Below are 22946 nucleotides of genomic sequence, written 5' to 3' on the forward strand. Positions count from 1 at the left end.
GACCGCACCCGTCGACAGGAGCATCCCGTGACCAGCCCCCTCCGCGTCTCCGCCGAGCACACCGTCGTGTGCCTGCACGAGGCCGGCGCCCTCTGCGCCGAGGTCGGACCGGGTCACGACATGCACCTCATCCAGCGGCGCATCGTCGCCGCGACCCCGAGCCGCTGGATCGACGCGATCGCGGGCGCCGTGGACGCCGACGGATGGCTCGAGCTGCGCGATCTCGAGGGTCGCGCGCTCACGCGCGTGTGGCACCACGCGCCGCTGGCGTCGATCGTGGCGCCCGGCGAGCCCGTCGCCCTGCACGCCGGCTACCACGTGCTCTCGGCAGCGGGCAGGTGGCTGAACGTGCGCGACGAGCGCGGCTGAGCCGCGCCCGTCGCATCCGGCCCGCCGCGCCTCACATCGAGGCCGAGCTCATGCTCTTCATCATGGCGTCGCACGCGTTCGCGCAGTCCATGCACGCCTGAGCGCACATCCGCATCGCCTCGCTCGTCTCGGCGTGCTTCATGCACTCGTCGTAGCACGCCATCGCCATGGTCTTCATCGCCTCGTGCATGGCCATCATCGCGCCCATGTCCATGCCCATGGGGCGGAGCATCATGCGCATCATCGTGTGGCACATGTCGGCGCAGCTCATGCACATGCTGCGGCACATCGACATCTCGGCGCCCGACTCCATGTCGGCGGCCATCGTGCACGCCTGCTCGCACGCCATGCACGCCTCCATGCAGGCCTGCATGACGTCGTGGTCCATCGGCATCATCGTGTCCGAATCGGCCATCATGTCGGTCATGGTCTTCATGTCCATGTCAGCTCGCTCCCTGCGCTTCGCGCGAGCCGACGGCCGACCCGGTGGACGCGAAGCGCCTCCTTGTGGGCGATGCTACGACCGCTCCCCCGCCGTGTCGATGCTCACTTGAGCCCGGTCGTCGCGATGCCCTGGACGAGGTACTTCTGACCCGCGATGAAGAACCCGACGATCGGCAGGAGCGACACGACCGACATCGCGAACATCGGCCCCCACGACGCCTGGCCCTCCGAGTCCATGAACTGGCGCAGCGCGAGCGGCACCGGGTACAGGTCGGTGTCCGTGATGTAGATGAGCGGCGAGAAGAAGTCGTTCCAGGTCGCGATGAAGGTGAAGATCGCCGTCGTCGCGAACGCGGGCGTGCACAGCGGGAGGATGATCCGCCGGAAGATGCCGAAGGTCCCGCATCCGTCGATGCGCGCGGCGTCGTCGAGCTCCCGCGGCAGCGCGCGCATGAACTGCACCATGAGGAACGTGTAGAACGCGTTCGATGCGAGGAAGTGCGGCACGACGAGCGGCAGGTACGTGTTCACCCACCCGAGCTCGGCGAAGATGATGTACTGCGGGATGAGCAGCACGTGGCCAGGGAGCATGAGCGTTCCCAGCGTGAGCGCGAACATGAGGCGCCGCCCCGGGAAGTTCAGCCGGGCGAACGCGAACGCCGCGAGCGCGGTGGACACGAGGGTGCCGATGATGCTGAGGACCACGATGATGAGCGAGTTCACGAGGTACACGTCGAACGGATGCTCGAGGGCGTTCCAGCCGTCCGTGTAGTTCGCGAGATCCCACTCGGCGGGCCACAGGCCCTGCTCGGTGAAGATCCTGTCGTCGGGCTTGAAGGAGCTCGAGAGCATCCACAGCAGCGGGTAGAGCATGAAGAGCCCCACCCCCGCGATCACGACGTGCCGGAGGAAGCGCGAGCGGGCGGTCTCGCGACGGCGGCCGACCGCGCGGACATCCTGCGGGGGCCGGCTCCAGCGACGGGGCCGGACGACGGTCTGGACCTCGGTGACGGTCATCGCTCCTCCGCGTCCTCGTAGAACACCCAGTGCTTCTGGGCGATGAAGTTGACCGCGGTGAGCGCGGCGATGATGAGCAGCAGCAGCCACGCGAGCGCCGACGCGTACCCCATGTTGAAGCGTCCGAATCCCTCGATGTAGAGGTTGAGATTGAAGAAGAGCGTCGATCCGGCCGGGCCGCCCGACCCGTTGCTCATGACGTAGCCCTGCGTGAAGGTCTGCAGCGACCCGATGATCGACAGGACGAGGTTGAAGAAGATGATCGGGCTGATGAGCGGCACGGTGATGTAGCGGAACTGCCACCACTTCGTCGCTCCGTCGACCGCCGCGGCCTCGTAGTACATGGCGGGCACCTGCCGGAGTGCCGCGAGGAAGATCACCATGGGCGACCCGAACGTCCAGATGTTCAGCATGATGAGCACGCTGAGTGCGGTGTCGGGATCGGACACCCAGGCGGGGCCGTCGATCCCGAGCCAGCCGAGCGCCGTGTTCACGACGCCGCGCGTGCCGAACAGCTCGCGCCACAGCATCACGATCGCGACGCTCGACCCCAGCAGGGAGGGCAGGTAGTAGATCGCGCGGTAGAACGAGAGGCCGCGCAGACCCTGGTTGAGCGCCATCGCGACGCCGAGCGCCGCGACGAGCGACAGCGGAACCGACACGAACGTGTAGACGAAGGTCACGATGAGCGACTGCCCGACCCGGGGATCCGAGAGCATCTCGGCGAAGTTCTCGAAGCCCACGAAGACGGGGGCGTTCAGGAGGTTGTAGTCGGTGAAAGCGAGGTACAGCGATGCGCCGAACGGAATGATCGTGAGGAGCATCCCGCCGTACCACGGGATGAGGAAGAGGTAGCCGGACCAGTCGATCCGGCCGGCCCTCGTCGGCTTCCGCCGACGGCGCACGACCGGCGCCGTCGGCGGAAGGGTGCGCTCGCCGCGGGGCGGCGCATCCACGGTGGCGACCATCGTCAGGCCTGCCCGAGGGCTTCGCTCGCCGCGGCCATGACCTGCTTCGCGGCCTCCTGAGCCGTGATGCGGCCGAAGGTGACCTCGGTCGCGATGTCGGTCAGCGCATCCTGCACGGCCTGGCCTCCGATGGGGTCGGGGCGCGAGTCCGGCAGCTCCTCCTCGGCGAGGGCCGTGATGTACGCGATCGAGCGCTGGTCCTCGGGGGTGAGGGAGTCCGCGATCGCCTCCGCCACGACCGTGCTCGCCGGAAGGCCGCGGGTCGCGCCGACGGCCTCGTTGCCCTCGACGCTGTTGACGATGAAGTCGAGCAGCTCGAGCGCCATCTCCTGATTCGGCGACTCCTGGCCGATCGACCAGTACATCGACGTGTCGATCGACATGCCGCGCCGAGCGCCCTGGACCTCGCCCGGCATGCGCAGCAGCTCGAGCGCGCCGCCCGACGCGTCGTTGTAGGCCTTGAGGTTGTTCGTCGGGATGACCTGCCCCGCGACGAGACCGGCGGCGAGCGGCGACTGCTCGGCCGAGCTGCCGACCGTCTCGATGTGCCCGGCCGGGGCGAGCGCGCCGGCCGCGCGCTGCTCGACCGACATCGCGAACCAGTCCGTGAGCGTCTTCTCGCTCGCGCCGAACGAGCCGTCCTCGTTGTAGAGCTCCTCACCCGTCTGACGCACGAAGACGACGAGGTTCTGCACGGTGTCGAAGGCCATGTCGACGCCGTAGACCTGACCGCCCGACGCGTCGGTGACCGCCTTGCTGAACGCCCAGAGGTCGTCCCACGACCACGTGTCGCCGTCGGGGATCTCGACGCCGTACTGGTCGGTGAGGTTCCGGTTGATGACGAAACCGACCGCGTTGAGGCCCGCGGGGATGCCGTAGAGCGCGTCGCCCACGACGCCGAGCGGCGCCGTCTTGGGGACGTCGTCGAGGTTCAGCACGTCGAGGTGCTGGTTGAGGTCGAGCAGCGCGCCGCGGTCGGCGTACTCGCGCAGGCTGTCGCGGCGCTGGTTGAACAGGTCGGGGATGTCGCCGGCCGCGAAGCGGGTCGCCATCTTGTCGGCGTAGGGGCCAGAGTCCTGGTACTCGGTCTTGATCGTGAGGCCGTCGTGCTCCTTCGTGAAGACCGCGAGCATCGCCTCCGTCGCCTCGGCGCGGGCCGCGTCGCCCCACCAGATCATGTTGAGCGTGGACGCCGCCGTCGACGGCTCGGTGCTGATGCCGAAGCGGTTGCAGCCGGCCAGCATGAGCGCCGTGGCGCCCAGTCCGAGACCGAGGAGTGTCCGACGGCTCATCTCCACACGTGATGCGCTCACTGTCTTCCCTTTCGCGTCGTTGCGAGGACGAGAACCGGAGAAACCGGTTTCTGGCATCATAGGCGCACTCTCGGGGGTCGTGTCAAGCACGACGGGCGCCCGGGTCATCCTGCCTGTCGACCACCTGCTTTGCAACGTGGGAACACGAGGCGCGCGCAGACGGCGAGGCGCCCCGCAGGCGTGCCTGCGGGGCGCCTCGCGCGGGTCGCGGTCAGATGAGCTCGATCACGGCGCTCTCGTTGTTGAGGACGATCACGGGCGTCACGGTGGGATGGCCGGCCGCGCGGATGCGGTCGAGGTCGACGCGCAGCAGCGGGGTCCCCGCGGTCACACGCGCCCCGGCCTCGACGAGGGCCTGGAAGCCCTCGCCCTTCATCGCGACGGTGTCGATGCCGACGTGGATGAGCAGCTCCGTTCCGTCGTCGAGCACGAGGGCGATCGCGTGCCCCGTCTCGAAGACGTGCCCGACGGTCGCGTCGACCGGGGCGACGACCGTGTCACCGGTCGGCTCGATCGCGACGCCCGGGCCCATGATGCCCTCGGCGAACGTGGCGTCGGGCACCGACGAGAGCGGCACGACGGCACCCTCGATCGGCTGACGCAGCCGCACCGTCGCGGGAGCGGCGACCGCGGTCGCCGTCTGCGGCGGGGCCGCGACCGGCTCGGCGGTCGGCGCGGACGGCGCCGGCGCCTCGGCGCGCCCCGACATGATCTGCTCCATGGCGTCCTTCACGAACTGCACGTTGAGGCCGTAGATCACCTGGTACGAGCGCCCGCCGGGCTTCATCACGCCCGCCGCGCCCGCGCGCTTGAGCGCGGCCTCGTCGGCCTTCGCGACGTCGCCCAGCTCCATCCGGAGCCGGGTCGCGCAGTTCTCGAGCTCCACGATGTTGTCGCGCCCGCCGAGCGCGTCGATGAAGCGCGCGGCCGTCGCGAGGTAGCCCCCGTCGGCCGTCGTCGCGTCGGCCCCGTCGAGCGCGACGTCGTCGTCCTCGCGGCCCGGCGTCTTCAGGTTGAACCGCAGGATGACGAATCGGAACACGAGGAAGTAGACGACGAACCAGAACACGCCCATGACGAGGATGAGCCACGGGTTCTGCGCCATCGGGTTCACCCATCCCAGGAGCAGGTCGATCCCGCCGCCGGAGAAGCCGAAGCCCATCCGGACCGGGAGGATCGCGCTGACGGCGAGCGAGATGCCCATGAAGACGGCGTGGATGAGATAGAGGACCGGGGCGAGGAACATGAACGCGAACTCGAGGGGCTCGGTCACGCCGACGACGAACGACGAGATCGCGCCGGAGAGGAGCAGACCCGCGGCGACCTTCTTGCGCGTGCTCTTCGCGGTGACGTACATCGCGAGCGCCGCACCGGGCAGGCCGAACATCATCACGGGGAAGAAACCGGTCATGTACTGGCCGGTGACGCCGTACTCGCCCGTGCCCGAGAGGAAGTTGTTGAGGTCGTTGATGCCGGCCACGTCGAACCAGAACACCGAGTTCAGCGCGTGGTGCAGCCCGAGCGGGATGAGCAGGCGGTTCATGAAGCCGTAGATGCCCGCGCCCACCGGGCCGAGCGTCGCGATGAACTCGCCGAAGGCGACGAGACCGCTGTAGACGAACGGCCAGATGAAGAAGAGGAGGATCACGACGAGGAGCGAGATGCCGGCGGCGACGATCGCGACCGAGCGCTTGCCCGAGAAGAAGGCCAGGGCGTCGGGCAGCTTGACATCCTTGAAGCGGTTGTACGCGAACGCGCCGATGAGACCCGCGATGATGCCGACGAAGACGTTGTTGATGACGCCGAAGGCCGGGTTGACCTCAGCGGCCTCGACCCCCTGGAAGAGGGCGACGGTGTCGGTGCTCAGGAGCGTCGTGATCGTGAGCCACGAGACGAGCCCCGCGAGCGCCGACGTGCCGTCGGTCTTCGTCGCCATGCCGAGTGAGACGCCGATCGCGAAGAGGATCGGCATGTTGCCGAGCAGCGCACCGCCCGCGCCGTTGAGGAACGTCACGGCGATGTTGTCGCCTGCGACGTTCTGGATCCAGTACCCGACGCCCATCAGGATCGCGGCGATCGGGAGGACGGCGACCGGCAGCATGAACGACCTGCCGAGCCTCTGGAAGAACTTCATCGGTACCTCCTGGAAGGGGCGCACTTCGGGCGTGCGCGGGCTGTGATGCGCATGACGGTACACGCTCGCGGATGCCGCGCCAAGCTAATCGTTAAAATCCCTTACAAATCCGCGCGGGGCGTCGTGATGCGGATCGGAGGGCGCGCGGTCCTATGCTGTGGGAGGTGGCAGGCACGGAGATCTCACAGTCCGGCGATGACGAGGTGGACCTCATCATCGACGCGTGGTCGACGATCCTCCCCGACGTGGACCTCTCCCCTCTCGACGTGATGTCGCGCCTGCGACGCGTGGCGCGCGATCTGCAGCGCGTCCGCGAATCCGCCTTCTCCGCGTCGGGTCTGCGCGCATGGGAGTTCGACATCCTCTCCCTCCTCCGCCGCTCCCCCGACGACCTGTCCATGACGCCGTCGCAGCTCGCCGCGTGGACGACGGCGACGAGCGGCACGATCACGTACCGGATCGAGCGCCTCGAGGAGCGCGGCTACGTCGCGCGCACCGACAACCCTGCCGACCAGCGCAGCCGCATCGTCACTCTCCTCCCCGCGGGTCGCGAGCGCGTCGAGTCGGCCATGCGCACCCTCGTCGCGGCCGAGGCGCGCCTGCTCGAGGGCCTCTCCTGGAACCAGGTCGCGGCGCTCATCGACGCGCTGCGCACGATCGGCGCCTCCGCCGAGCGCGACGCGCGACCGTGACGCGCTCGCGCCGGACCGTCCGCGGGAGGATGCTGACACCATGAGCCTTCGCCACGCCCTCATCGCCGAGCTGCTGCGCGGCCGCCGGGCAGAGCTGCAGCCCGAGGACGTCGGGATCCCCCGCGGCGACGGCCGCCGCGTTCCGGGCCTCCGCCGTGAGGAGGTCGCCGAGCTCGCCGGGATCAATCGCGACTACTACATCCGCCTCGAGCAGGCGCACGGGCACCTCCCGTCGCCTCAGGTCGTCTCGGCGCTCTCTCGCGCCCTGCAGCTGGATCCCGACACCACCGAGTACTTCCAGCAGCTCGCGCAGACGAGCGCGACGCGGGCCCTGTCGACGCGCGAGGGCCTCCCGGCCGGCGCGTTCGCCATCCTGCGCCTCGTCGAGCCCCACCCGGCGTACATCACGAACGGCGTCCACGACGTGCTCGTCGTGAACCGCTCGTGCGCGGGCATCGCGAAGGGATTCCTGGACGAGGGGCGGAACCTCCTGATCGAGGTCTTCGAGCACGAGCACGAGGCGCCGTCCGCCGAGGAATGGCGCGCGACGGCGACGCGCCTCGTCGACTCGATGCGCTTCCACACCGCGCCCGACGAACCGCGGTTCCAGGAGCTGCTCGCGCTCCTGCGGCGCCGGTACCCCGCCTTCCGGGAGCTGTGGTCACGCCAGCGGGCGCGGAAGCTCACGTTCGGCACGAGCCTCTTCTACGACGCCGAGCACGGCTGGCAGCGCGCGACCTGGCAGACCCTCATCGTGCCGGATCACCCCGACTCGCTGCTGACGATCATCCATCCGTGACGCGCGCGGCCTCGGCCGGCCCCGAGCGCCGTCGAAGCAGCTTGAGCGCGACGTGGAGCACGCTCCTGCGCACGCCGTCCGCGAGCTCCGCGCGGACCGGCTCTGGCAGGTTCTCGAGACGGTAGTAGAGCGTCGTGCGATGGAGGTGCAGCCGCCGGCAGGCCTCGGAGACGCGCGCACCCGCGTCGAGATACGCCTCGACCGTGTCGAGCTGCTGGCGATCCCCCGCACGCCACAGCGCGAATGCACCGGGCGACGCGCGCCGGATGAGGTCGATCGGCACGGGGAGCCCGTCCAGGAGCGCCCGGATGCCCGCCGGCGTGACGTGTTCGGGGTCTTCGAGGAGAAGCCGCGCCTCCCGCACGGCGGGCCGGATGTCGTCCTCGTCCGGCGCGACGGCCGCGGTCGCGAAGCGCGCGGCGGGATGGCCATGGCGGTGAGCTGCCGACGCGAGGACGTCCTCGACGTCGCCGTCGAGCCTGCTCCGGGAGACGACGAGGACCGGATGGTCGGCCAGATCGCCGACGTGCCACGTCGCGCCGCGCCCGTCGGACTGGATCGCCGTCGCGAGACGGCGCCGCTCGTCGTCCGATCCGACGGTGTCGAGGAGCGCGACAACGAGGCCCTCCGAGCGGTCGAGCCAGCGGCGATCGGCCGCCTGGGCGAGCGCGCGCACGCGCACGGCGCGTTCGTCGTCGAGGAGCCTCCGGAAGACGTGGACGCGAGCGCCTGACGTCGCGTCCCCTGAGATGTGCCCGATGCCTTCGCGCGATCCTCGCGTCTGAGACGTCACTGCCACTCCGCCATGTCCTGCTCACCTCACGCCGCGCGCACGCGGCGCTGTCCTTCCCCTCGACGGTAGGACGACGCGACGGCCCGGCGCGTGCCCTTGACGCACCCACCCCGGCGTCCGCGCGGTCCGCGAGGGCGCTTTTCCGACGATCGTCGGAAAAGCGCGCGCCTCCCGCGTCGGTGTGTCGCGGTCGTCCCCCGCGCCACGAGCGGGAGCGCACCTTTCCGGCAGTCTGCCGCGCGGCCGCGCGGGCCGAGCGGTGCGCGGCGGCCCGGTCTAGCGTGACCGCCATGGGAGTGCTCTACTACGGCGCGAACGCCTCCGCCATCCACATCGACGACCGTGCGCTCGCGCACATCAAGGTCGTCATCATCAGCAAGCTGCGCCGTGACGAGAGCTTCTCGGTCTCGTGGCGACACCCCGACGAGCGCGAGGGCGGCCGCAGCACGATCTGGATCCACCCCGCGATCCCGCTGCGCTTCGAGTTCGACGAGGCCGATGCGCCGACGCTCAACCGCGAGTGGCTCGAGGAGCTCGCGGTCTCCGCGAACGCCCTCGGCGGCATCCAGCTCGTCGAGGAGCACATCCGGACGCCCGAGAAGCGCTGACGGCGCGACACGGCCCCCGCACTCCGATCACCGGAGCGGCGGGGGCCGATCTGCGCGGATCAGTCGATGTCGCCGCGCCACGCACCGGTCTCGGTGCCGCGGGACTCGATGAACTCCTTGAACTTCCGCAGGTCCTTCTTGACGGCGTGGTCGTCGATGCCGAGGGCGGCGCCGACCTTCTCGGTGAGGTCCGTCGGCTCCCAGTCGAGCTGCACGGTCACGCGCGTGCTCGCGTCGCCGAGCCGGTGGAAGGTCACGACGCCGGCGTGATCCGCCTCACCCGCGACGCTCGTCCACGCGACGCGCTCGTCGGGGTGCTGCTCGGTGATCTTGGCGGTGAACTCGCGCTCGGCGCCGCCGATGTTCACCTTCCAGGCGAGCGTCTCATCGTCGATCTGCCGGATCGACTCGACGAAGCTCAGGAACTGCGGGAACGTCTCGAACTGCGTCCACTGGTCGTACGCCGTCGTGACGTCGACGTCGACATCGATGCTCTCCGTGATGCGAGCCATGGGGGTGTCCTTCCGATCGTTGGGTTGGGCTCCATCGTGTGCCGCGCTCGGATGACGCGTCACGGGGGTTGCCACATCGCGAGGCCTCCGGTATCGGGCGTCCCGCCGCGCACGGGCCCTCGTAAGCTGTCGGCAGGACGCACGTCTCGAGGAGGGTGAGGACGCATGGCGCTTCCCGACCGGATCGGGCCCCGCGACGAGGATGCGCGCCGCGCGGTCTTCGCATTCGACCAGGCCGTCGACGCTCTCGCCGAGGAGTCCGCGTTCCTGTCCGTCGGCCCCGACCGCCAGGCGGCCCGCTACCTCGCGGACGCGCATCGGACGCTCGACGGCGTGCGCACCTCGATGCACCGGATCGCGGCACGCGCCTCCGACACGGGCCTCCGCAAGGGCGCTCGGCGGCGCCTGCAGGCTCTCGCTGCGGATCTCGCCCAGGCCGGCCTGCGCGACGCCGGGCACGCGCGGGCAGCGGCGCAGCGGCTGCGCGCCGCCGCCGTCGCGCCGACCGGCGGCTGGGGTGCGACCCTCAGGCACCAGACCGCGCGGGCGACCGCGTGGGGCGTCGAGAAGTGGACGGGCTCGCCGCTCGCGCCGGTCGAGCTGCGCAGCACGAAGGCGGCTGCGCTCGCCGAGTCGTCGGCCGACGCGGTCGCGCAGCGCGGCCGCGCACCCGCGCGCTCCCGCGTGCGGACGTGGCTCATCGTCGCGGGGTCGGCCGCCGCCGCAGCGGTGATCGGCGGCGCGTCGCTGGCCGTGTACGGCGCCTGGAGCCTCATCGGGCTCCTCTTCGGCGCGGGCTGACGCAGGACAGCGGGCGGGCTCCGCGGAGCCCGCCCGCTGTCCTGCCGGAGTCAGCTTCCCTGCACGTTGTCGCGCGCCTCCTGGGCGCGCCCGGCCACCGCGTCGGCCGAGCCCTGAGCCTCCGACTTCACGTGCTCGGCGGCCTCGGTCGCGGTGTCCCTGATCGACTCCGCCGCCTGCTGGGCAGGCTCCCTGAGGTGCGCGCCGACCTCTTGTGCGACGTCCTTGACCTCGTCGACGAGCGGCTGAGCCTGCTCCCTGACATCCTGCGCGATCCGCTTCTCCCTGCCGGACGCGGGGATGAGCGACGAGGCGAGCAGCCCCACGCCGAAGGCGATGAGGCCGACAGCCATGGGGTTGCCCTCGGCCTTCGCCGCGGCGCGGTGCGTCGCGTCGGCGACCGTCTCACCGGCGTCGTGCAGGCTCGAGCCGGCGTCGTCGGCCGCTCCCATCACGCGCTCGCGCAGCGATCCGAAGGCCCCCTTGAGCCTGCTCGTCTGCCTGTCCATGATCTTCGAAGGCGTCACCTTGTCGACGAGGGCGTCGGCGTCGCGGCCCAGCTCGCGGCGCGTGCGCTCGATGTCGGCGCGGATGGCGTCGGGTGAATCGGTCATCGGTTCTCCTCATCTCTCCCCAGAGCGCCGGGGATCTTCTTGAGCGACTCCACGGTCTGCGGAGCGCCCTTCACGTTCTTCAGGTCCTTGCGGCCGATCGCGAACATCACGGCCGCGGCGATCGCCCAGAGGACGGCGACGATGACGGCCGACCACCCGAGGCCCGTGAGCAGGCCGATGGCCCACCACAGCGCCACGGACAGGAAGAACACCGCCATGAGCGCGGAGTACGCTGCGCCGCTCAGCAGGCCGGCGCCCTTCCCCGCGCGGGTCGCCGACTCCCGCAGCTCCGCCTTGGCGAGCTCGAGCTCCTGCCTCATCAGCAGGGACATGTCGCTCGTCACCTCGGACAGGAGGTCGCCGAGCGAGGTCGTCGCCGCCTTCTGCTCCGACGGGGTCGGCTGGTCAGAGGTCATTCCCGATCCCCTCCCCCGGGCGCGCGCGCTCGGCGCGCGAGCGGTCGTAGACGGGCGTGCCCTCCCCGCGCGACGGCGGAAGGTCCGACGGCGTGGCGAGCGGGTCCGACACCGGCGCGCCCGGCGCGCCCGGCTCGCCGTATCCGCCCGGGGCTGCCGCCGACGGCGTGCCGTCGCCCGCGGTCGTCGTCGGTGCGGCGGCCGGCACGGCGGGAGCTGTCGGAGCCGCGGCGACGTCCGCCGCGCGCTCGGCCGACGCGCCCTGCGCGCTCTCCGCACCGCTCTCCGCGAGCGCGCGCGTGAGGCGCCCGGCGGCGAGCCCCGCGAGCAGCGCGCCCGCGATGAACACGCCGGGGCGACGGCGGGCGAACGAGGTGACCTCGTGCATGAGCGAGCCGGGGTCGCGGTCGTCGAGCCAGGTGGACGCGCCCTTCAGACGGGTCGAGGCCTGGCGCACGATGTCCGTCGCGACGCCGGGATTCTCCGAGCCCGCTGCGAGCGACTCGAGCTCGTCGCCGACCGAGCGGAGCCCCTCGGCGACGCGCCGCTGCTGCGCGGCGGCCTGATCCCGCAGCTCGCGCTGCGTCTGGCTGTAGACGTCCTTGAGCTGCGCCTTCGCCTCGTGGGCGACATGCGACGCCTCCTGCTTGGCGGTGTCGACGACGTGGCCGGCCTCGGCCCTGGCCGTCTCCGTGACGTCGGCGGCCTCCTGTCGCGCCGTGTCGACGGCACCCGTGGGGCGGCTGTCCGCCTCGGTCGGCACCTGACCAGAGAACTGAGACATGGGGGACTTCCTTTCCGTTACCGCTGCGGATGGATTCACCGGCGATGCAACACCGTCCCGCGTCCGATTTCGCGAGGGTTGACGGACCCCCTCCGCGTGTGGCACGCGCGGCGCGCGATCGAGAGGTCGCCGCCTCCGGCCGCCCGCGTCAACCCCGAGACACCGTCCGCCCGGAACGGGAGACTGGGTCCATGACGACCGACCGACTCGTGCGCGTGGCCGATGCGACGTTCCGCGTGCGCACGCGCGGGCGGCCCGGCTCCGGCCATCCGCCGATCGTGCTCGTGCACGGGATCGGCATCTCGCACCGCGCCTTCTCCCGGCTCGCCGAGGTGCTCGCCGCAGACGACGTCGTGCACGTCCTCGACATGCCGGGCTTCGGCGACCTGCCGCGTCCCGGGCATTCCCCCGACGTGCCCGCGATGGCCGAGCTGCTCGCCGACGTGGTCGCTGGCCTCGGCGACGGCCCGTTCGCGGTCGTCGGCAACTCGATGGGCACGCAGTGGGCGATCGAGCTCGCCTGCCGGCACCCCGGCCTCGTGTCGCGCGTCGTCGCGATCGGGCCGGTCGTCGACGAGCGGCGTCGCTCCGCCGCGCGGCAGGCCCTGGCTCTCGCCCACGACTGCCTGCGCGAGACCGTCTCCGCGAACGCGATCGTGCTGAGCGACTACGTGCGCTGCGGGCCGCGCTGGTACTTCCGCCAGCTCCCGCACATGCTCGCCTACCGGCCGGAGGAGCGCGTGACCGCGCTCCGTCGGCCGCTGCTCATCGTGCGCGGAGAGCGCGACCCGGTCGCCCGACGGGCGTGGTGCGTGCGCCTGCGCGACGCCGCGCAGGACGGCAGGCTCGTCGAGATCGCCGGCCAGCCCCACCTCGTGCAGCACACGGCACCCCGCGCCGTCGCCGCCGTGCTGCGGCCGTTCCTCGCCGCCGACCGGGAGCCGTCGCGCGCGGGGGACGCGGAGGGCCCGTGATCGGGCCGCTGCGGCGGCTCGCCTGGTGGGCGGCCGACTACGCCTACGCGGCCCTCGCTCAGCTGCGCGCCCTCACGCGGCGTCGCTCAGCGGCCGAGTTCCGCTCGGGCTCCCTCGCACCGGTGGTCGTGATCCCCGGGGTGTACGAGTCGTGGCGATTCCTCACCCCGCTCGTCGTCGCCCTGCACGCACGCGGCCATCCCGTGCACGTCGTCGAGCCGCTCCGGCACAACCGCATGCCGTTCTCGGCCGGAGCGGACCTCGTCGCCGAGCTCCTCGAGACGCGCGAGCTGCGCGACGTCGTCCTCGTCGCGCACAGCAAGGGCGGGCTCATCGGGAAGCGCGCGATGTCGCTTCCGGCCGCCGCCCGGCGCGTGCACGGGATGGTCGCGGTCGCGACGCCGTTCGGCGGCTCGCGCTATGCGCGCTTCCTCGCCGCCCCCACTCTCCGCGCATTCTCGCCGCGCGACGCGGCCCTCCGTGCGCTCGCGCAGGCGACCGAGGTCAACGCGCGGATCGTGTCGGTGTACGCGCGCTTCGACCCGCACATCCCCGAGGGCAGCGAGCTCCTCGGTGCGCGCAACGTCGTGCTCGAGACGGGCGGCCACTTCCGGGTGCTCGCGCATCCGCGGGTCATCGCGGAGGTGGCCGCCCTCGCCGAGACGGCGGACCGATGAGCGCCTACTCGCGGTGCAGCCTGTCCTGCGCCGCGCCCGCGATCCGCTCGACCGTGTTCGGGACGTCCGTCGTGCCGTAGAAGCGCGCGTCCGGGTGCGTGGGCGCCGGCATCGGAGCCGTCGTCGTGGGCCCGTCGTGGTAGGTGAACTCGCCCTTCCCGTCGGGCGTCGGGCCCGACGCCCACGATCCGTCGCGGGCGGCCGCGCCGTCGCTGAAGTTCAGGTACTGGTAGGAGACCTCGCGGTCCTCCTTCGCCAGCGGGAAGTTGCTCGGCACGGGAAGCTCCTCGATCCCCTCCGACTTCAGCTCCTCCGCCGCCGCGAGCCACTGGTTCTGGTGCATCGTGTCGCGCGCGAGGAGAAACGCGAGCAGGTCCCGCACGCCGTGGTCATCCGTCATGTGGTACAGCCGCGCGACCTGCAGCCTGCCCTGCATCTCGGCGTTGGCGTTGGCCGTGAAGTCGGCGAGCAGGTTGCCGCTCGCGGTGATGTACGAGCCCGACCACGGGTTGCCGTTGCTGTCGACGGGGCGCGCGCCGGCGCCGGCGACGATGCCCTGCTGGACGTCGGTGCCGCCGACCACCGCCGCCACCGTCGGGTCGCTCTGCACCGCGTCCTCCGTGATCCCGAGCGGCGACTTCTCGAGGAGCTGCGCGATCATCACCGCGAGCATCTCGACATGGCCCATCTCCTCCGCGCCGATGCCGAAGACGAGGTCGCGGTACTTGCCGGGCATGTGCATGTTCCATCCCTGGAACTGGTACTGCAGGGCGACGGTGATCTCGCCGTACTGGCCGCCGAGCACCTCCTGCAGCTTCCGCGCGTACACCGCGTCGGGAGCGTCTGGCTTGGCTGCGTGCTGGAGTTCCTGCCTGTGGAGAAACATGGATCGCCTTCCGTGTGTCGTCGGTTTCGGGCGCCAGTCAAGCTCGCGCGCCCCGTCGGCGACACGGGGTTCCGGATGGCCCGACCACGTGACACAATCACGCTCCGCTCGGAGGGGCGGCCTCGCGCGCGCTGCTTCTACTCCTCCTTCTCCTTCTCCGCAAGCCACTTCTGACGGGCGCCCCTCCTTCGCTTCAGTGGGAGCCAGACCTCTCCGCGAGCACTGCTCCGGAGCCGCAGACACCGCCCGCGCCACGGGCCGCACGCGTGCAGACGCGGTGCCCCAGCGCGCCCTCGCAACGCTTCGAAAGAGGTGCCCCATGCCCGTCTCCGCCATCGCTCCGACACCGGCTCCCGCCCGCCGCGCCCCGCGAGCGCAGGAGGATCGCAACGCCCGTGCGGTCGCGCTCCTCGAACGCGCGCGGTCCGCGCCCGAGGCCGAGCGCACGCGGCTCCAGCAGCAGGTGGTCGTGGAGTACCTCGACGTCGCCGATGCGGTGGCGAGCCGGTACGTCTTGCGACCGCAGGACGCGGGCGACGTGCGGCAGGTCGCGTATCTCGGCCTCACGAAGGCGGTCCAGCGCTTCGCGCCCGACCGCGGCGCGGACATCGTGTCCTTCGCCGTCCCGACGATCGCGGGTGAGATCAAACGGCATCTGCGCGACACGAGCTGGGTGGTGCGCCCGCCCCGGCAGCTCCAGGAGCTGCACGCAGAGCTCCGCACGGCCGTCCCCCGCATCGCGCAGCAGCTCGGGCACGACCCGTCTCCCGCCGAGATCGCCGCGGAGACGGGGTTCGCGGTCGAGCACGTCGTCGAGGCGATCGACTGCGGACAGGGCCGCCAGCCGGCCTCGCTCGACGCGCCGCACGCCGCGACCCCGGACGGGTCGCTCACCCTGGGCGACACGCTGCACGCGAGCGGCGCCGACTTCGCCCGCGCGGAGGTGAGCGCCGCGCTCGCCGCCGCCTGCCGCACCCTGAGCCCGCGCGAGCGGAGGATCCTCTACCTGCGCTTCTTCCACGAGCAGACGCAGGCGGAGATCGCCCGGGAGTGCGGGGTCACGCAGATGCAGATCTCGCGCCTTCTGACCAAGATCCTCTCGACCCTGCGCGGGCAGCTGACCCCCGACCTCCTCGCGGCCTGAGGAGAGCGCGGATGGCGGCCGGATTCCCCCTCCCCTCAGCGACGCACCGAGCGGGCTGCGGCGATCACCTCGTCTGCCTGGACCGCGAGCAGCGCAGGGTCGGGGGTCGCCGCGAACGCGTCGCCTCGGCGAGCGGCCGGATCGGTGAGGGCGATGTGCGGCCCCTCCGGCGGCCCCCATTCCTCGACCGGAGCCGGCCCGAACACGACGACCGACGGCGTGCGGTATGCGGAGGCGAGATGCGCCGCGCCGGTGTCGGCAGACACGACGACCGACGCGTCGGCCACGAGGGCCGCGAGCTCATCGAGGCGCGTCCGGTCCGCGAGCACCGCGTCCTCGTCGAGACCGGCGGCCGACGCGACGGCCTCCGCGCGCTCGCGGTCGGCCGCGCCGCCGGTCAGCACGATCCGGAGGCCGTCCGACCGGAGTGCGCGCGCGACCGCGGCGAACCGATCGACGGGCCACTGCCGCGATCCGTAGAACGCGCCCACGTGCAGCACCGCGGCGCCCGGGGCGGGCGATGCCGTCGACGGGAGGGCGATGGCGACGTCGTCCTCGTCGGCGATCGCTCCGTACGCCGAGACGAGTCGCGCCCAGCGGCGCCGTTCCAGGATCCCGTCGAGCCACTCGGGGCCGTCCGGGTCGCTCGGCGAGCGGTGCACGATCCGCACGCGGGCGCCCAGCGCGTCGATCAGCGCCCGCGATTCCGGGCCGTTGCCATGGAGGTTCGCGGCCACGTCGACGATTCCCGCGTCGAGCGGCAGGGGGTCGTCGAGGCCCGGCGTCGGCAGCAGCGCATCGACGCTGCCGACGAGCGCGGCGACCGGCGCCAGCCACCCGGGAGCGGCGAGCACGACCTCGTGGTCGGGGTGCGCACGCCGCAGACCGTGCAGCGCAGGCACCGCGACGAGCAGGTCGCCCAGCTTGAGGGCCCGCAGCGCGAGGACGATGGGGCGATCGGACGGCTCGGTGAAGATGCGCACCGACCCATCGTGAACCGGCTCGCACGCCGTCCGAACCCCCTTGCGCCGCGGCCAGGGCGGATGGCAGGAGCGCGGGACGCGAGGAGAAGTTCGCACCGGGGCGTTTGCCTCGCGGTGCGCGGGGGAAGTGCTTCTCGTATGGACGACCGTGACCGACCGCTCCGCGCGATCCTCTTCGATCGCGACGACACGCTCGTCGTCGACGTGCCGTACAACGGCGACCCCGACCGGGTCTCCCCCATGCCGACCGCTGCCGACGCGCTGCGGCTCGTGCGCGCCCGCGGCCTGCGCACGGGGGTCGTCAGCAATCAGTCCGGCATCGCCCGCGGCATCCTGTCCGCCGACGACGTGCGCCGGGTCAACGCGCGCGTGGACGAGGTGCTCGGCCCCTTCGACGTCTGGCGGTTCTGCCCGCACGGGCCGGACGACGGCTGCGCGTGCCGGAAGCCGCGGCCGGGCCTCGTCCTGTCCGCGGCCGACGCCCTCGGCTTCGCGCCGGCCCAGCTCGCGGTGATCGGCGACATCGGCGCCGACATGGGCGCCGCCGCTGCCGCCGGGGCGCGTGCGGTGCTCGTGCCGACCGCCCGCACGCTGCCCGACGAGATCGCCGCGGCGCCGCGGGTCGCGCCGGATCTGGCCGCGGCCGTCGCACTCCTGCTCGGGGAACCGGTGCCCGAAGGGAGGGCGGCCTCATGAGGCGGCGCGTCCTCGTCGCGCGGCTCGACAGCATGGGCGACGTCCTGCTGGCCGGGCCGGCCGTCCGCGCCGTCGCGCGCGAGGCCGAGGTCATCATGCTGTGCGGGCCCCGGGGCGCCGCGGCGGGAGCGCTTCTGCCGGGTGTGCGCGACGTCATGGTCTGGGACGCCCCGTGGATCTCGGATCCGGCGCCCGCGGTGACCGGTGGACGCATCGACCAGCTCATCCACCGTCTGCGCACCGCGCGCATCGACGAGGCCGTGATCCTCACGTCGTTCCATCAGTCTCCGCTCCCCCTTGCCCTCCTCCTCCGGCTCGCGGGCGTGGACCGGATCGCGGGGGCCTCCGTCGACTACCCGGGCTCCCTCCTCGACGTCCGCCTGCGCCCCGGAGAGGATCTTCCCGAGGACATCCCCGAGGTGGACCGCGCGTGCGCGATCGTCGAGGCCGCCGGCTTCCCGGCCGAGGCCGACCGGCGCCTGCGCGTGCGCGACGTGGCCGACGCGTCCGCCCTCGTCGGCGACGGGCGCTACATCGTCCTCCACCCGGGAGCGGCCGTGGGCGCGCGCCGCTGGCCGGCTGAGGGGTTCGCCGGAGCGGCGCGGCTCCTGGCCGAGTCAGGGCGCCGGGTCGTCGTGACCGGCGCGGAGGGCGAGCGCGACCTCACGGCGCTCCTCGCGAGGGCGGCCGGGCCGCACGCCGTCGACCTCGCGGGAGCCTGCGACCTGCGGCTGCTGGCCGGCGTGCTCGCCGGCGCCGACGCCGTCGTCGTCGGGAACACCGGGCCCGCTCACCTCGCCGCAGCGGTCGGGACGCCGGTGGTGAGCCTGTTCTCGCCCGTCGTGCCGGCCGTCCGCTGGGCGCCGTACGGCGTGCCCGTCGCGCTGCTGGGCGATCAGGATGCGCCCTGTCGCGGGACGCGCGCCCGCGACTGCCCCGTGCCCGGCCACCCGTGCCTCGCCGGCGTCGCCCCCGCGGAGGTCGCGGCGGCGGCCATCCGCCTCGCGGACGCTCGCGAGGCCCACCCGATCGAGGCGAACCCGATCGACACGAAGGACGGAGCGATCAGATGAGGATCCTGGTCTGGCACGTGCACGGCGGATGGATGAACGCCTTCCTCCGCGGGACGCACGAGTACGTCGTGCCCCGCCCAGACGACGAAGCGACGCCTCCGCACCTGCCGGATCGCGCGCGGGCCGTGGCCGAATCGGCGCTGCGCGGTGAGGAGGTCGACCTCGTCGTGCTGCAGCGTCTCGAGGAGCTGGAGGCCGTCGAGCGCCTCCTCGGGCGCGTCCCCGGCCGCGACGTGCCCGCGGTCTTCGTCGAGCACAACACGCCGAAGGAGCGGCCGATCGACCAGCGTCACCCGCTCGCGGAGCAGCGCGCCATCCCGATCGTGCACGTCACGCACTTCAACCGGCTCGTCTGGGACAGCGGCGACGCGCCTACAGCGGTCATCGAGCACGGCGTGCCCGATCCCGGTGCCCTCTACACGGGCGCCCTCCCCGCGCTCGGCGTGGTGGTCAACGAGCCCGTGCGGCGCGGACGGGTCACCGGGACGGATCTGCTGCCGGCCTTCGCCGAGATCGCGCCGCTGCACGCGTTCGGCATCGACACGGACCTCCTCCCAGGCGCGCTGGGCCTCGGTCCAGACCGGCTGCAGGTCGTCGGCGACCTGCCGACGCCCCTCCTGCACGGCGAGCTCGCGCGGCGGCGCGCGTACCTCCACCCGCTGCGGTGGACGTCGCTCGGCCTCTCCCTGCTCGAGGCGATGAGCCTCGGGATGCCCGTGCTCATCCTCGCGACCACCGAGGCGGCCCGCGCCGTGCCGCCCGAGGCGGGTGCGATCTCGTCGGATCCGGACGACCTGCGCGCCGCCGCGCGGACGCTCATGGACGATCCGGACGACGCGCGCCGCCGCGGGCTCGCCGCACGCGCGTTCGCCCGCGCGCACTACGGCCTCGAGCGCTTCCTGCAGGACTGGGACGCGCTGTTCGAGGAGCACGTCGCGGCGCACGCCGCGGCGCGACGCAGACGAACGCGCTCGCTCGCGGGTGCCACGCAGCCCGCGCTCGTCTCGATCATGGAAGGAACGGACCGATGAAGATCTCGATGGTCTCCGAGCACGCGAGTCCTCTGGCCGCGCCGGGAAGCGTGGACGCGGGCGGACAGAACGTCCACGTCGCCGCGCTCTCGCGAGCGCTCGCGCGGCGCGGGCACACCGTGACGGTCTGCACGCGCCGCGACGACCCCTCCCTGCCCCGTCGGGTCCGGCTCGATGACGGCGTCGAGGTCGTCCACATCGACGCGGGCCCGGCCGAGCACGTCGCGAAGGACGATCTCCTGCCGTTCATGGGCGAGCTCGCCGCCGGCCTCGCCGAGGAATGGCGGGACGACCGCCCCGACGTGGTCCACAGCCACTTCTGGATGTCGGGGCTCGCCGCGCTCGACGGCGTCGCCGCCCTCCGCGGCGCAGCTGCTCCGCCGCCCGTGCTGCACACCTTCCACGCCCTCGGGGTCGTGAAGCGCCGCCACCAGGGCGCGGCCGATACGAGCCCGCCCGAGCGGGAATGGCTCGAGCCCCGGGTCGGCCGCGAGGTCGACATGGTCGTGGCCACCTGCTCGGATGAGGCGTTCGAGCTCCGCGCGCTGGGCGTCCCGTCGCGACGCATCTCGATCGCGCCCTGCGGCGTCGACCTCGACCTCTTCCGACCGCAGGGCTCGGTCGAGGAGCGCCGAGCCCGCCATCGCGTGCTCAGCGTCGGGCGGCTCGTGCCCCGCAAGGGCGTCGACCTCGTGGTGCGGGCGATCGCCCGCCTCCGCGCCGAGGGGATCGACGACGTCGAGCTCGTCGTCGTCGGCTCCGACGGCGCGGCAGGCGCCGCCGACCCCGAGGCGGCTCGACTGCGGGCGCTCGCGGCCGACCTGGGCGTCGCCGACCGCGTCGTGTTCCGAGGCCAGGTGAGCCGCGACGACATGCCGGCTCTCCTGCGCTCGTCCGACGTCGTCGTGTGCGCGCCCTGGTACGAGCCGTTCGGCATCGTGCCGCTCGAGGCGATGGCGTGCGGCGCCCCCGTCATCGCGGCATCCGTCGGCGGGCTCATCGACACCGTCGTCGACGGCGTGACCGGTCTGCACGTGCCGCCGCGCGATGCCGACGCGATCGCCGCCGCGCTCCGGCGCCTGCTGCCCGACCGCGATCTCCTCCGCGCGTTCGGCACGGCGGGGCGCGGGCGCGTCGAGGCGCGCTACTCGTGGGATCGGGTCGCCGCGCAGACCGAGCGCATCTATGCGAGCACGCTGTCCCGCGCCCGCCGAGCGGGCGGCCGACTGGAAGGAGCGGCGCTGTGACCATCGCCGAGACCCGAGGCGCGGCGCGCGTGGGCGCCCCCGCGCGTGTCGACCCCGTCCGCGACCACCTCCGCGGCCTCGGCGCGGCCCTCGCGTCGGCGGAGCGTCATGCCGCGCAGCTCGAGGCCTGGGGTGTCGAGCTCGCCGCCCGACTGCGGCGCGGCCAGCGCGTGCTCGTGGCGGGCAACGGCGGCTCCGCCGCCGAGGCGCAGCATCTGACCGCGGAGCTCGTCGGCCGCTACCGCGAGGAGCGTCCGGCGTACTCCGCGATCGCCCTCAACGCCGAGACCTCGAGCGTGACGGCGATCGGCAACGACTACGGGTTCGACGAGGTGTTCGCGCGGCAGGTGCGCGCGCACGCCCGCGCGGGCGACATCGTGCTCCTGCTGTCCACGAGCGGCGCGAGCCCGAACCTGCTCCACGCCGCCCGCGCGGGTCGCCTCGCCGGCGCGGCCACCTGGGCGCTCACCGGCCCCGGCCCGAACCCGCTCGCGGAGGTGTGCGACGAGGCCGTCTGCCTCGATGGACCGTCGCCGCACGTCCAGGAGTGCCAGCTCGCCGCGATCCACGCGGTGTGCCGCGTGTTCGACGCGATCGTCATGGATGAGGAAGGACGCAGCTCATGAACATCGTCGTGGTCGGGGACGTGCTCCTCGACGAGGACGTCGACGGCGCGTCGACGAGGATGTCGCCGGACGCCCCGGTGCCGGTGATCGACGTCGCGTCGCGCACGCGGCGGGCCGGCGGGGCAGGACTCGTCGCGACGCTGCTCGCGCGCGACGGGCACGACGTCGCCCTCGTCACGGCGCTGTCCGACGACCCCTCCGCCGACCGCGTGCGCGCGTGCCTCGCGGGTGTCCGGATCGTCGCGGGCGCCTCGCACGCGCCGACACCCGTGAAGTCCCGCATCCGCGCGAACGGCCATCCGATCGGGCGGCTCGACGACGGCTGCGGGCCGGCCCCGGAGCCCGAGGTCACCGACGAGATGCTCACGGCGATCGCGGAGGCGGATGCGATCGTGGTGGCCGACTACGGCAGGGGGCTCGCGGCGCGGGCTCCGCTGCGGAGCGCGCTCGCGCGCCGCGCCGCGCACGCGCCGCTCGTGTGGGACCCGCATCCGCGCGGCGCGCAGCCCGTGCCGCAGGCCCGCCTCGTCACGCCGAACCTCGCCGAGGCGACGAGCGCATCGGGCGAGGGCGACCCCGAGGACGCGGCACGCCGTCTCCGCGATCTCTGGGGATGCGCGGCCGTCGCCGTGACGGCGGGCGAGCAGGGCGCTGTGCTCGCGACGGGCGACGACGCGATCCGGCTGCCCGCGCTGCCCGTGGCGACGAGCGATCCGTGCGGAGCGGGCGACCGGTTCGCCGCGACGGCAGCCGTGGCCCTCGCCCGCGGCGACGACGAGCGCACGGCCGTCCGCGCGGCGGTCGACGCGGCGGGGGCCTTCCTCGCGGCGGGCGGCGTGTCGACGCTGGACGCGGGCGCTCTCTCCCGCCTTCCCGACGGCCGACGCGACGCGCGCGCGGTCGCCGAAGCGGTGCGGAGCCGAGGCGGCACCGTGGTCGCGACGGGCGGCTGCTTCGACCTCGTCCACGCGGGCCACGTGCGGACCCTCGAGGCGGCGCGCGCCCTGGGCGACTGCCTCATCGTCTGCCTCAACTCCGACGCCTCCGTCCGCCGACTCAAGGGCCCGCAGCGCCCGATCATCGGCGAGAGCGACCGCGTCGAGCTGCTCGGCGCCCTGGCGTGCGTCGATGCCGTCGTCGTCTTCGACGAGGACGGTCCCGAGCGCGCGATCGAGGGCATCCGGCCCGACCTCTGGGTCAAGGGCGGCGACTACAGCGCCGAGAGCCTTCCCGAGGCGCGCATCCTCGAGCGCTGGGGCGGCCGCGCTCTCACGCTCCCGTACCACCTCGGCCGTTCGACCACCGCGCTCGCCTCGGCGCTCGCGAAGGTCGGCTGAGCCATCCC

At 72.7% G+C, this 22946-nt stretch carries 26 protein-coding genes; 14 read left to right on the top strand and 12 right to left on the bottom strand.

Features of this window, described 5'->3' with window-relative positions; genetic code table 11:
- Positions 1 to 27 precede the first annotated feature (27 nt).
- A complete protein-coding gene (locus PKE79_RS01820) occupies positions 28 to 369 on the top strand; it encodes a hypothetical protein (protein WP_271171951.1) in 342 nt (113 codons plus the stop codon).
- Between the two features lie 31 nt (positions 370 to 400).
- On the opposite strand, the gene PKE79_RS01825 is transcribed toward PKE79_RS01820, so the two are convergent.
- The 5 genes from PKE79_RS01825 to nagE form a co-directional block, all read right to left on the bottom strand.
- Positions 401 to 811: a four-helix bundle copper-binding protein gene (locus tag PKE79_RS01825; RefSeq protein ID WP_271171952.1), complete on the bottom strand. Its 411-nt coding sequence runs from the start codon at positions 809 to 811 to the stop codon at positions 401 to 403.
- A gap of 104 nt (positions 812 to 915) precedes the next feature.
- Positions 916 to 1830, bottom strand: coding sequence for a carbohydrate ABC transporter permease (locus PKE79_RS01830; RefSeq protein ID WP_271171953.1), 915 nt, complete (start codon positions 1828 to 1830; stop codon positions 916 to 918).
- The gene (locus PKE79_RS01835; protein WP_271171954.1) at positions 1827 to 2798 is read right to left on the bottom strand and encodes a carbohydrate ABC transporter permease; all 972 of its coding nucleotides are present in this window, start codon (positions 2796 to 2798) and stop codon (positions 1827 to 1829) included. The genes PKE79_RS01830 and PKE79_RS01835 overlap by 4 nt, the downstream gene beginning before the upstream one ends.
- 2 nt (positions 2799 to 2800) lie before the next feature.
- On the bottom strand, positions 2801 to 4090 hold the full coding sequence (locus PKE79_RS01840) for an ABC transporter substrate-binding protein (RefSeq protein WP_271171955.1): 1290 nt from the start codon (positions 4088 to 4090) through the stop codon (positions 2801 to 2803).
- A gap of 232 nt (positions 4091 to 4322) precedes the next feature.
- Positions 4323 to 6245 carry an N-acetylglucosamine-specific PTS transporter subunit IIBC gene (nagE, locus tag PKE79_RS01845; RefSeq protein ID WP_271171956.1) on the bottom strand — a complete coding sequence of 641 codons (1923 nt, stop codon included), beginning with the start codon at positions 6243 to 6245 and terminating at the stop codon, positions 4323 to 4325.
- A gap of 164 nt (positions 6246 to 6409) precedes the next feature.
- Here nagE and PKE79_RS01850 point away from each other — a divergent pair, with 164 nt between their 5' ends.
- Complete coding sequence (locus PKE79_RS01850; RefSeq protein WP_271171957.1) at positions 6410 to 6937, top strand: MarR family winged helix-turn-helix transcriptional regulator; 528 nt, start codon at positions 6410 to 6412, stop codon at positions 6935 to 6937.
- 40 nt (positions 6938 to 6977) lie between these two features.
- Positions 6978 to 7736, top strand: a complete 759-nt coding sequence (locus tag PKE79_RS01855) for a helix-turn-helix domain-containing protein (protein WP_271171958.1) — start codon at positions 6978 to 6980, stop codon at positions 7734 to 7736.
- Here the strand turns inward: PKE79_RS01855 and PKE79_RS01860 are convergent.
- The gene (locus tag PKE79_RS01860; protein ID WP_271171959.1) at positions 7723 to 8529 is read right to left on the bottom strand and encodes a helix-turn-helix domain-containing protein; all 807 of its coding nucleotides are present in this window, start codon (positions 8527 to 8529) and stop codon (positions 7723 to 7725) included. The two genes, PKE79_RS01855 and PKE79_RS01860, sit on opposite strands and share 14 nt — an antisense overlap.
- Positions 8530 to 8819: 290 nt before the next feature.
- Between PKE79_RS01860 and PKE79_RS01865 the strand changes: the two genes are divergently transcribed.
- The gene (locus tag PKE79_RS01865) at positions 8820 to 9137 is read left to right on the top strand and encodes a DUF7882 family protein (protein WP_271171960.1); all 318 of its coding nucleotides are present in this window, start codon (positions 8820 to 8822) and stop codon (positions 9135 to 9137) included.
- A 59-nt stretch (positions 9138 to 9196) separates the two neighbouring features.
- On the opposite strand, the gene PKE79_RS01870 is transcribed toward PKE79_RS01865, so the two are convergent.
- On the bottom strand, positions 9197 to 9649 hold the full coding sequence (locus PKE79_RS01870; RefSeq protein ID WP_271171961.1) for an SRPBCC family protein: 453 nt from the start codon (positions 9647 to 9649) through the stop codon (positions 9197 to 9199).
- 165 nt (positions 9650 to 9814) lie between these two features.
- Here PKE79_RS01870 and PKE79_RS01875 point away from each other — a divergent pair, with 165 nt between their 5' ends.
- The gene (locus PKE79_RS01875) at positions 9815 to 10450 is read left to right on the top strand and encodes a hypothetical protein (RefSeq protein ID WP_271171962.1); all 636 of its coding nucleotides are present in this window, start codon (positions 9815 to 9817) and stop codon (positions 10448 to 10450) included.
- Between the two features lie 50 nt (positions 10451 to 10500).
- Here the strand turns inward: PKE79_RS01875 and PKE79_RS01880 are convergent, their stop codons facing one another.
- The 3 genes from PKE79_RS01880 to PKE79_RS01890 are packed head-to-tail and all read right to left on the bottom strand — an operon-like array spanning position 10501 to position 12264.
- Positions 10501 to 11064 (bottom strand): DUF3618 domain-containing protein, encoded by a 564-nt coding sequence (locus PKE79_RS01880; protein ID WP_271171963.1) that lies wholly within the window; start codon positions 11062 to 11064, stop codon positions 10501 to 10503.
- On the bottom strand, positions 11061 to 11480 hold the full coding sequence (locus tag PKE79_RS01885) for a phage holin family protein (RefSeq protein ID WP_271171964.1): 420 nt from the start codon (positions 11478 to 11480) through the stop codon (positions 11061 to 11063). Before PKE79_RS01885 ends, PKE79_RS01880 begins: the two co-directional genes overlap by 4 nt.
- Positions 11470 to 12264 carry a F0F1 ATP synthase subunit B family protein gene (locus PKE79_RS01890; protein WP_271171965.1) on the bottom strand — a complete coding sequence of 265 codons (795 nt, stop codon included), beginning with the start codon at positions 12262 to 12264 and terminating at the stop codon, positions 11470 to 11472. The genes PKE79_RS01885 and PKE79_RS01890 overlap by 11 nt, the downstream gene beginning before the upstream one ends.
- Positions 12265 to 12455: 191 nt before the next feature.
- Between PKE79_RS01890 and PKE79_RS01895 the strand changes: the two genes are divergently transcribed.
- A complete protein-coding gene (locus PKE79_RS01895; RefSeq protein WP_271171966.1) occupies positions 12456 to 13238 on the top strand; it encodes an alpha/beta fold hydrolase in 783 nt (260 codons plus the stop codon).
- Positions 13235 to 13915 carry an esterase/lipase family protein gene (locus PKE79_RS01900; protein WP_271171967.1) on the top strand — a complete coding sequence of 227 codons (681 nt, stop codon included), beginning with the start codon at positions 13235 to 13237 and terminating at the stop codon, positions 13913 to 13915. The genes PKE79_RS01895 and PKE79_RS01900 overlap by 4 nt, the downstream gene beginning before the upstream one ends.
- A 4-nt stretch (positions 13916 to 13919) precedes the next feature.
- On the opposite strand, the gene PKE79_RS01905 is transcribed toward PKE79_RS01900, so the two are convergent.
- Positions 13920 to 14801 carry a manganese catalase gene (locus PKE79_RS01905; RefSeq protein ID WP_271171968.1) on the bottom strand — a complete coding sequence of 294 codons (882 nt, stop codon included), beginning with the start codon at positions 14799 to 14801 and terminating at the stop codon, positions 13920 to 13922.
- Between the two features lie 319 nt (positions 14802 to 15120).
- Here PKE79_RS01905 and PKE79_RS01910 point away from each other — a divergent pair, with 319 nt between their 5' ends.
- On the top strand, positions 15121 to 15945 hold the full coding sequence (locus PKE79_RS01910; protein ID WP_271171969.1) for a sigma-70 family RNA polymerase sigma factor: 825 nt from the start codon (positions 15121 to 15123) through the stop codon (positions 15943 to 15945).
- 35 nt (positions 15946 to 15980) lie between these two features.
- Here the strand turns inward: PKE79_RS01910 and PKE79_RS01915 are convergent, their stop codons facing one another.
- Positions 15981 to 16928: a glycosyltransferase family 9 protein gene (locus tag PKE79_RS01915; protein WP_271171970.1), complete on the bottom strand. Its 948-nt coding sequence runs from the start codon at positions 16926 to 16928 to the stop codon at positions 15981 to 15983.
- Between the two features lie 138 nt (positions 16929 to 17066).
- On the opposite strand from PKE79_RS01915, the gene PKE79_RS01920 reads away from it, so the two are divergent.
- Genes PKE79_RS01920 through rfaE2 form a run of 6 tightly spaced genes read left to right on the top strand, consistent with a single transcriptional unit; the run spans position 17067 to position 22938 of the window.
- Positions 17067 to 17624 carry a D-glycero-alpha-D-manno-heptose-1,7-bisphosphate 7-phosphatase gene (locus PKE79_RS01920; RefSeq protein ID WP_271171971.1) on the top strand — a complete coding sequence of 186 codons (558 nt, stop codon included), beginning with the start codon at positions 17067 to 17069 and terminating at the stop codon, positions 17622 to 17624.
- Positions 17621 to 18697: a glycosyltransferase family 9 protein gene (locus PKE79_RS01925; RefSeq protein ID WP_271171972.1), complete on the top strand. Its 1077-nt coding sequence runs from the start codon at positions 17621 to 17623 to the stop codon at positions 18695 to 18697. The genes PKE79_RS01920 and PKE79_RS01925 overlap by 4 nt, the downstream gene beginning before the upstream one ends.
- On the top strand, positions 18694 to 19728 hold the full coding sequence (locus PKE79_RS01930) for a glycosyltransferase (RefSeq protein WP_271171973.1): 1035 nt from the start codon (positions 18694 to 18696) through the stop codon (positions 19726 to 19728). Before PKE79_RS01925 ends, PKE79_RS01930 begins: the two co-directional genes overlap by 4 nt.
- Entirely contained in the window at positions 19725 to 20975 is a 1251-nt protein-coding gene (locus PKE79_RS01935; RefSeq protein WP_271171974.1) for a glycosyltransferase, read from the top strand. Before PKE79_RS01930 ends, PKE79_RS01935 begins: the two co-directional genes overlap by 4 nt.
- Positions 20972 to 21601 carry a D-sedoheptulose-7-phosphate isomerase gene (locus PKE79_RS01940; RefSeq protein WP_271171975.1) on the top strand — a complete coding sequence of 210 codons (630 nt, stop codon included), beginning with the start codon at positions 20972 to 20974 and terminating at the stop codon, positions 21599 to 21601. Before PKE79_RS01935 ends, PKE79_RS01940 begins: the two co-directional genes overlap by 4 nt.
- A complete protein-coding gene (gene rfaE2, locus PKE79_RS01945) occupies positions 21598 to 22938 on the top strand; it encodes a D-glycero-beta-D-manno-heptose 1-phosphate adenylyltransferase (protein ID WP_271171976.1) in 1341 nt (446 codons plus the stop codon). The genes PKE79_RS01940 and rfaE2 overlap by 4 nt, the downstream gene beginning before the upstream one ends.
- Positions 22939 to 22946 lie beyond the last annotated feature (8 nt).

Origin of the sequence: Microbacterium barkeri (assembly GCF_027921765.1) — a bacterium.
In the GTDB taxonomy this organism is placed as follows: Bacteria; Actinomycetota; Actinomycetes; order Actinomycetales; family Microbacteriaceae; genus Microbacterium; species Microbacterium barkeri.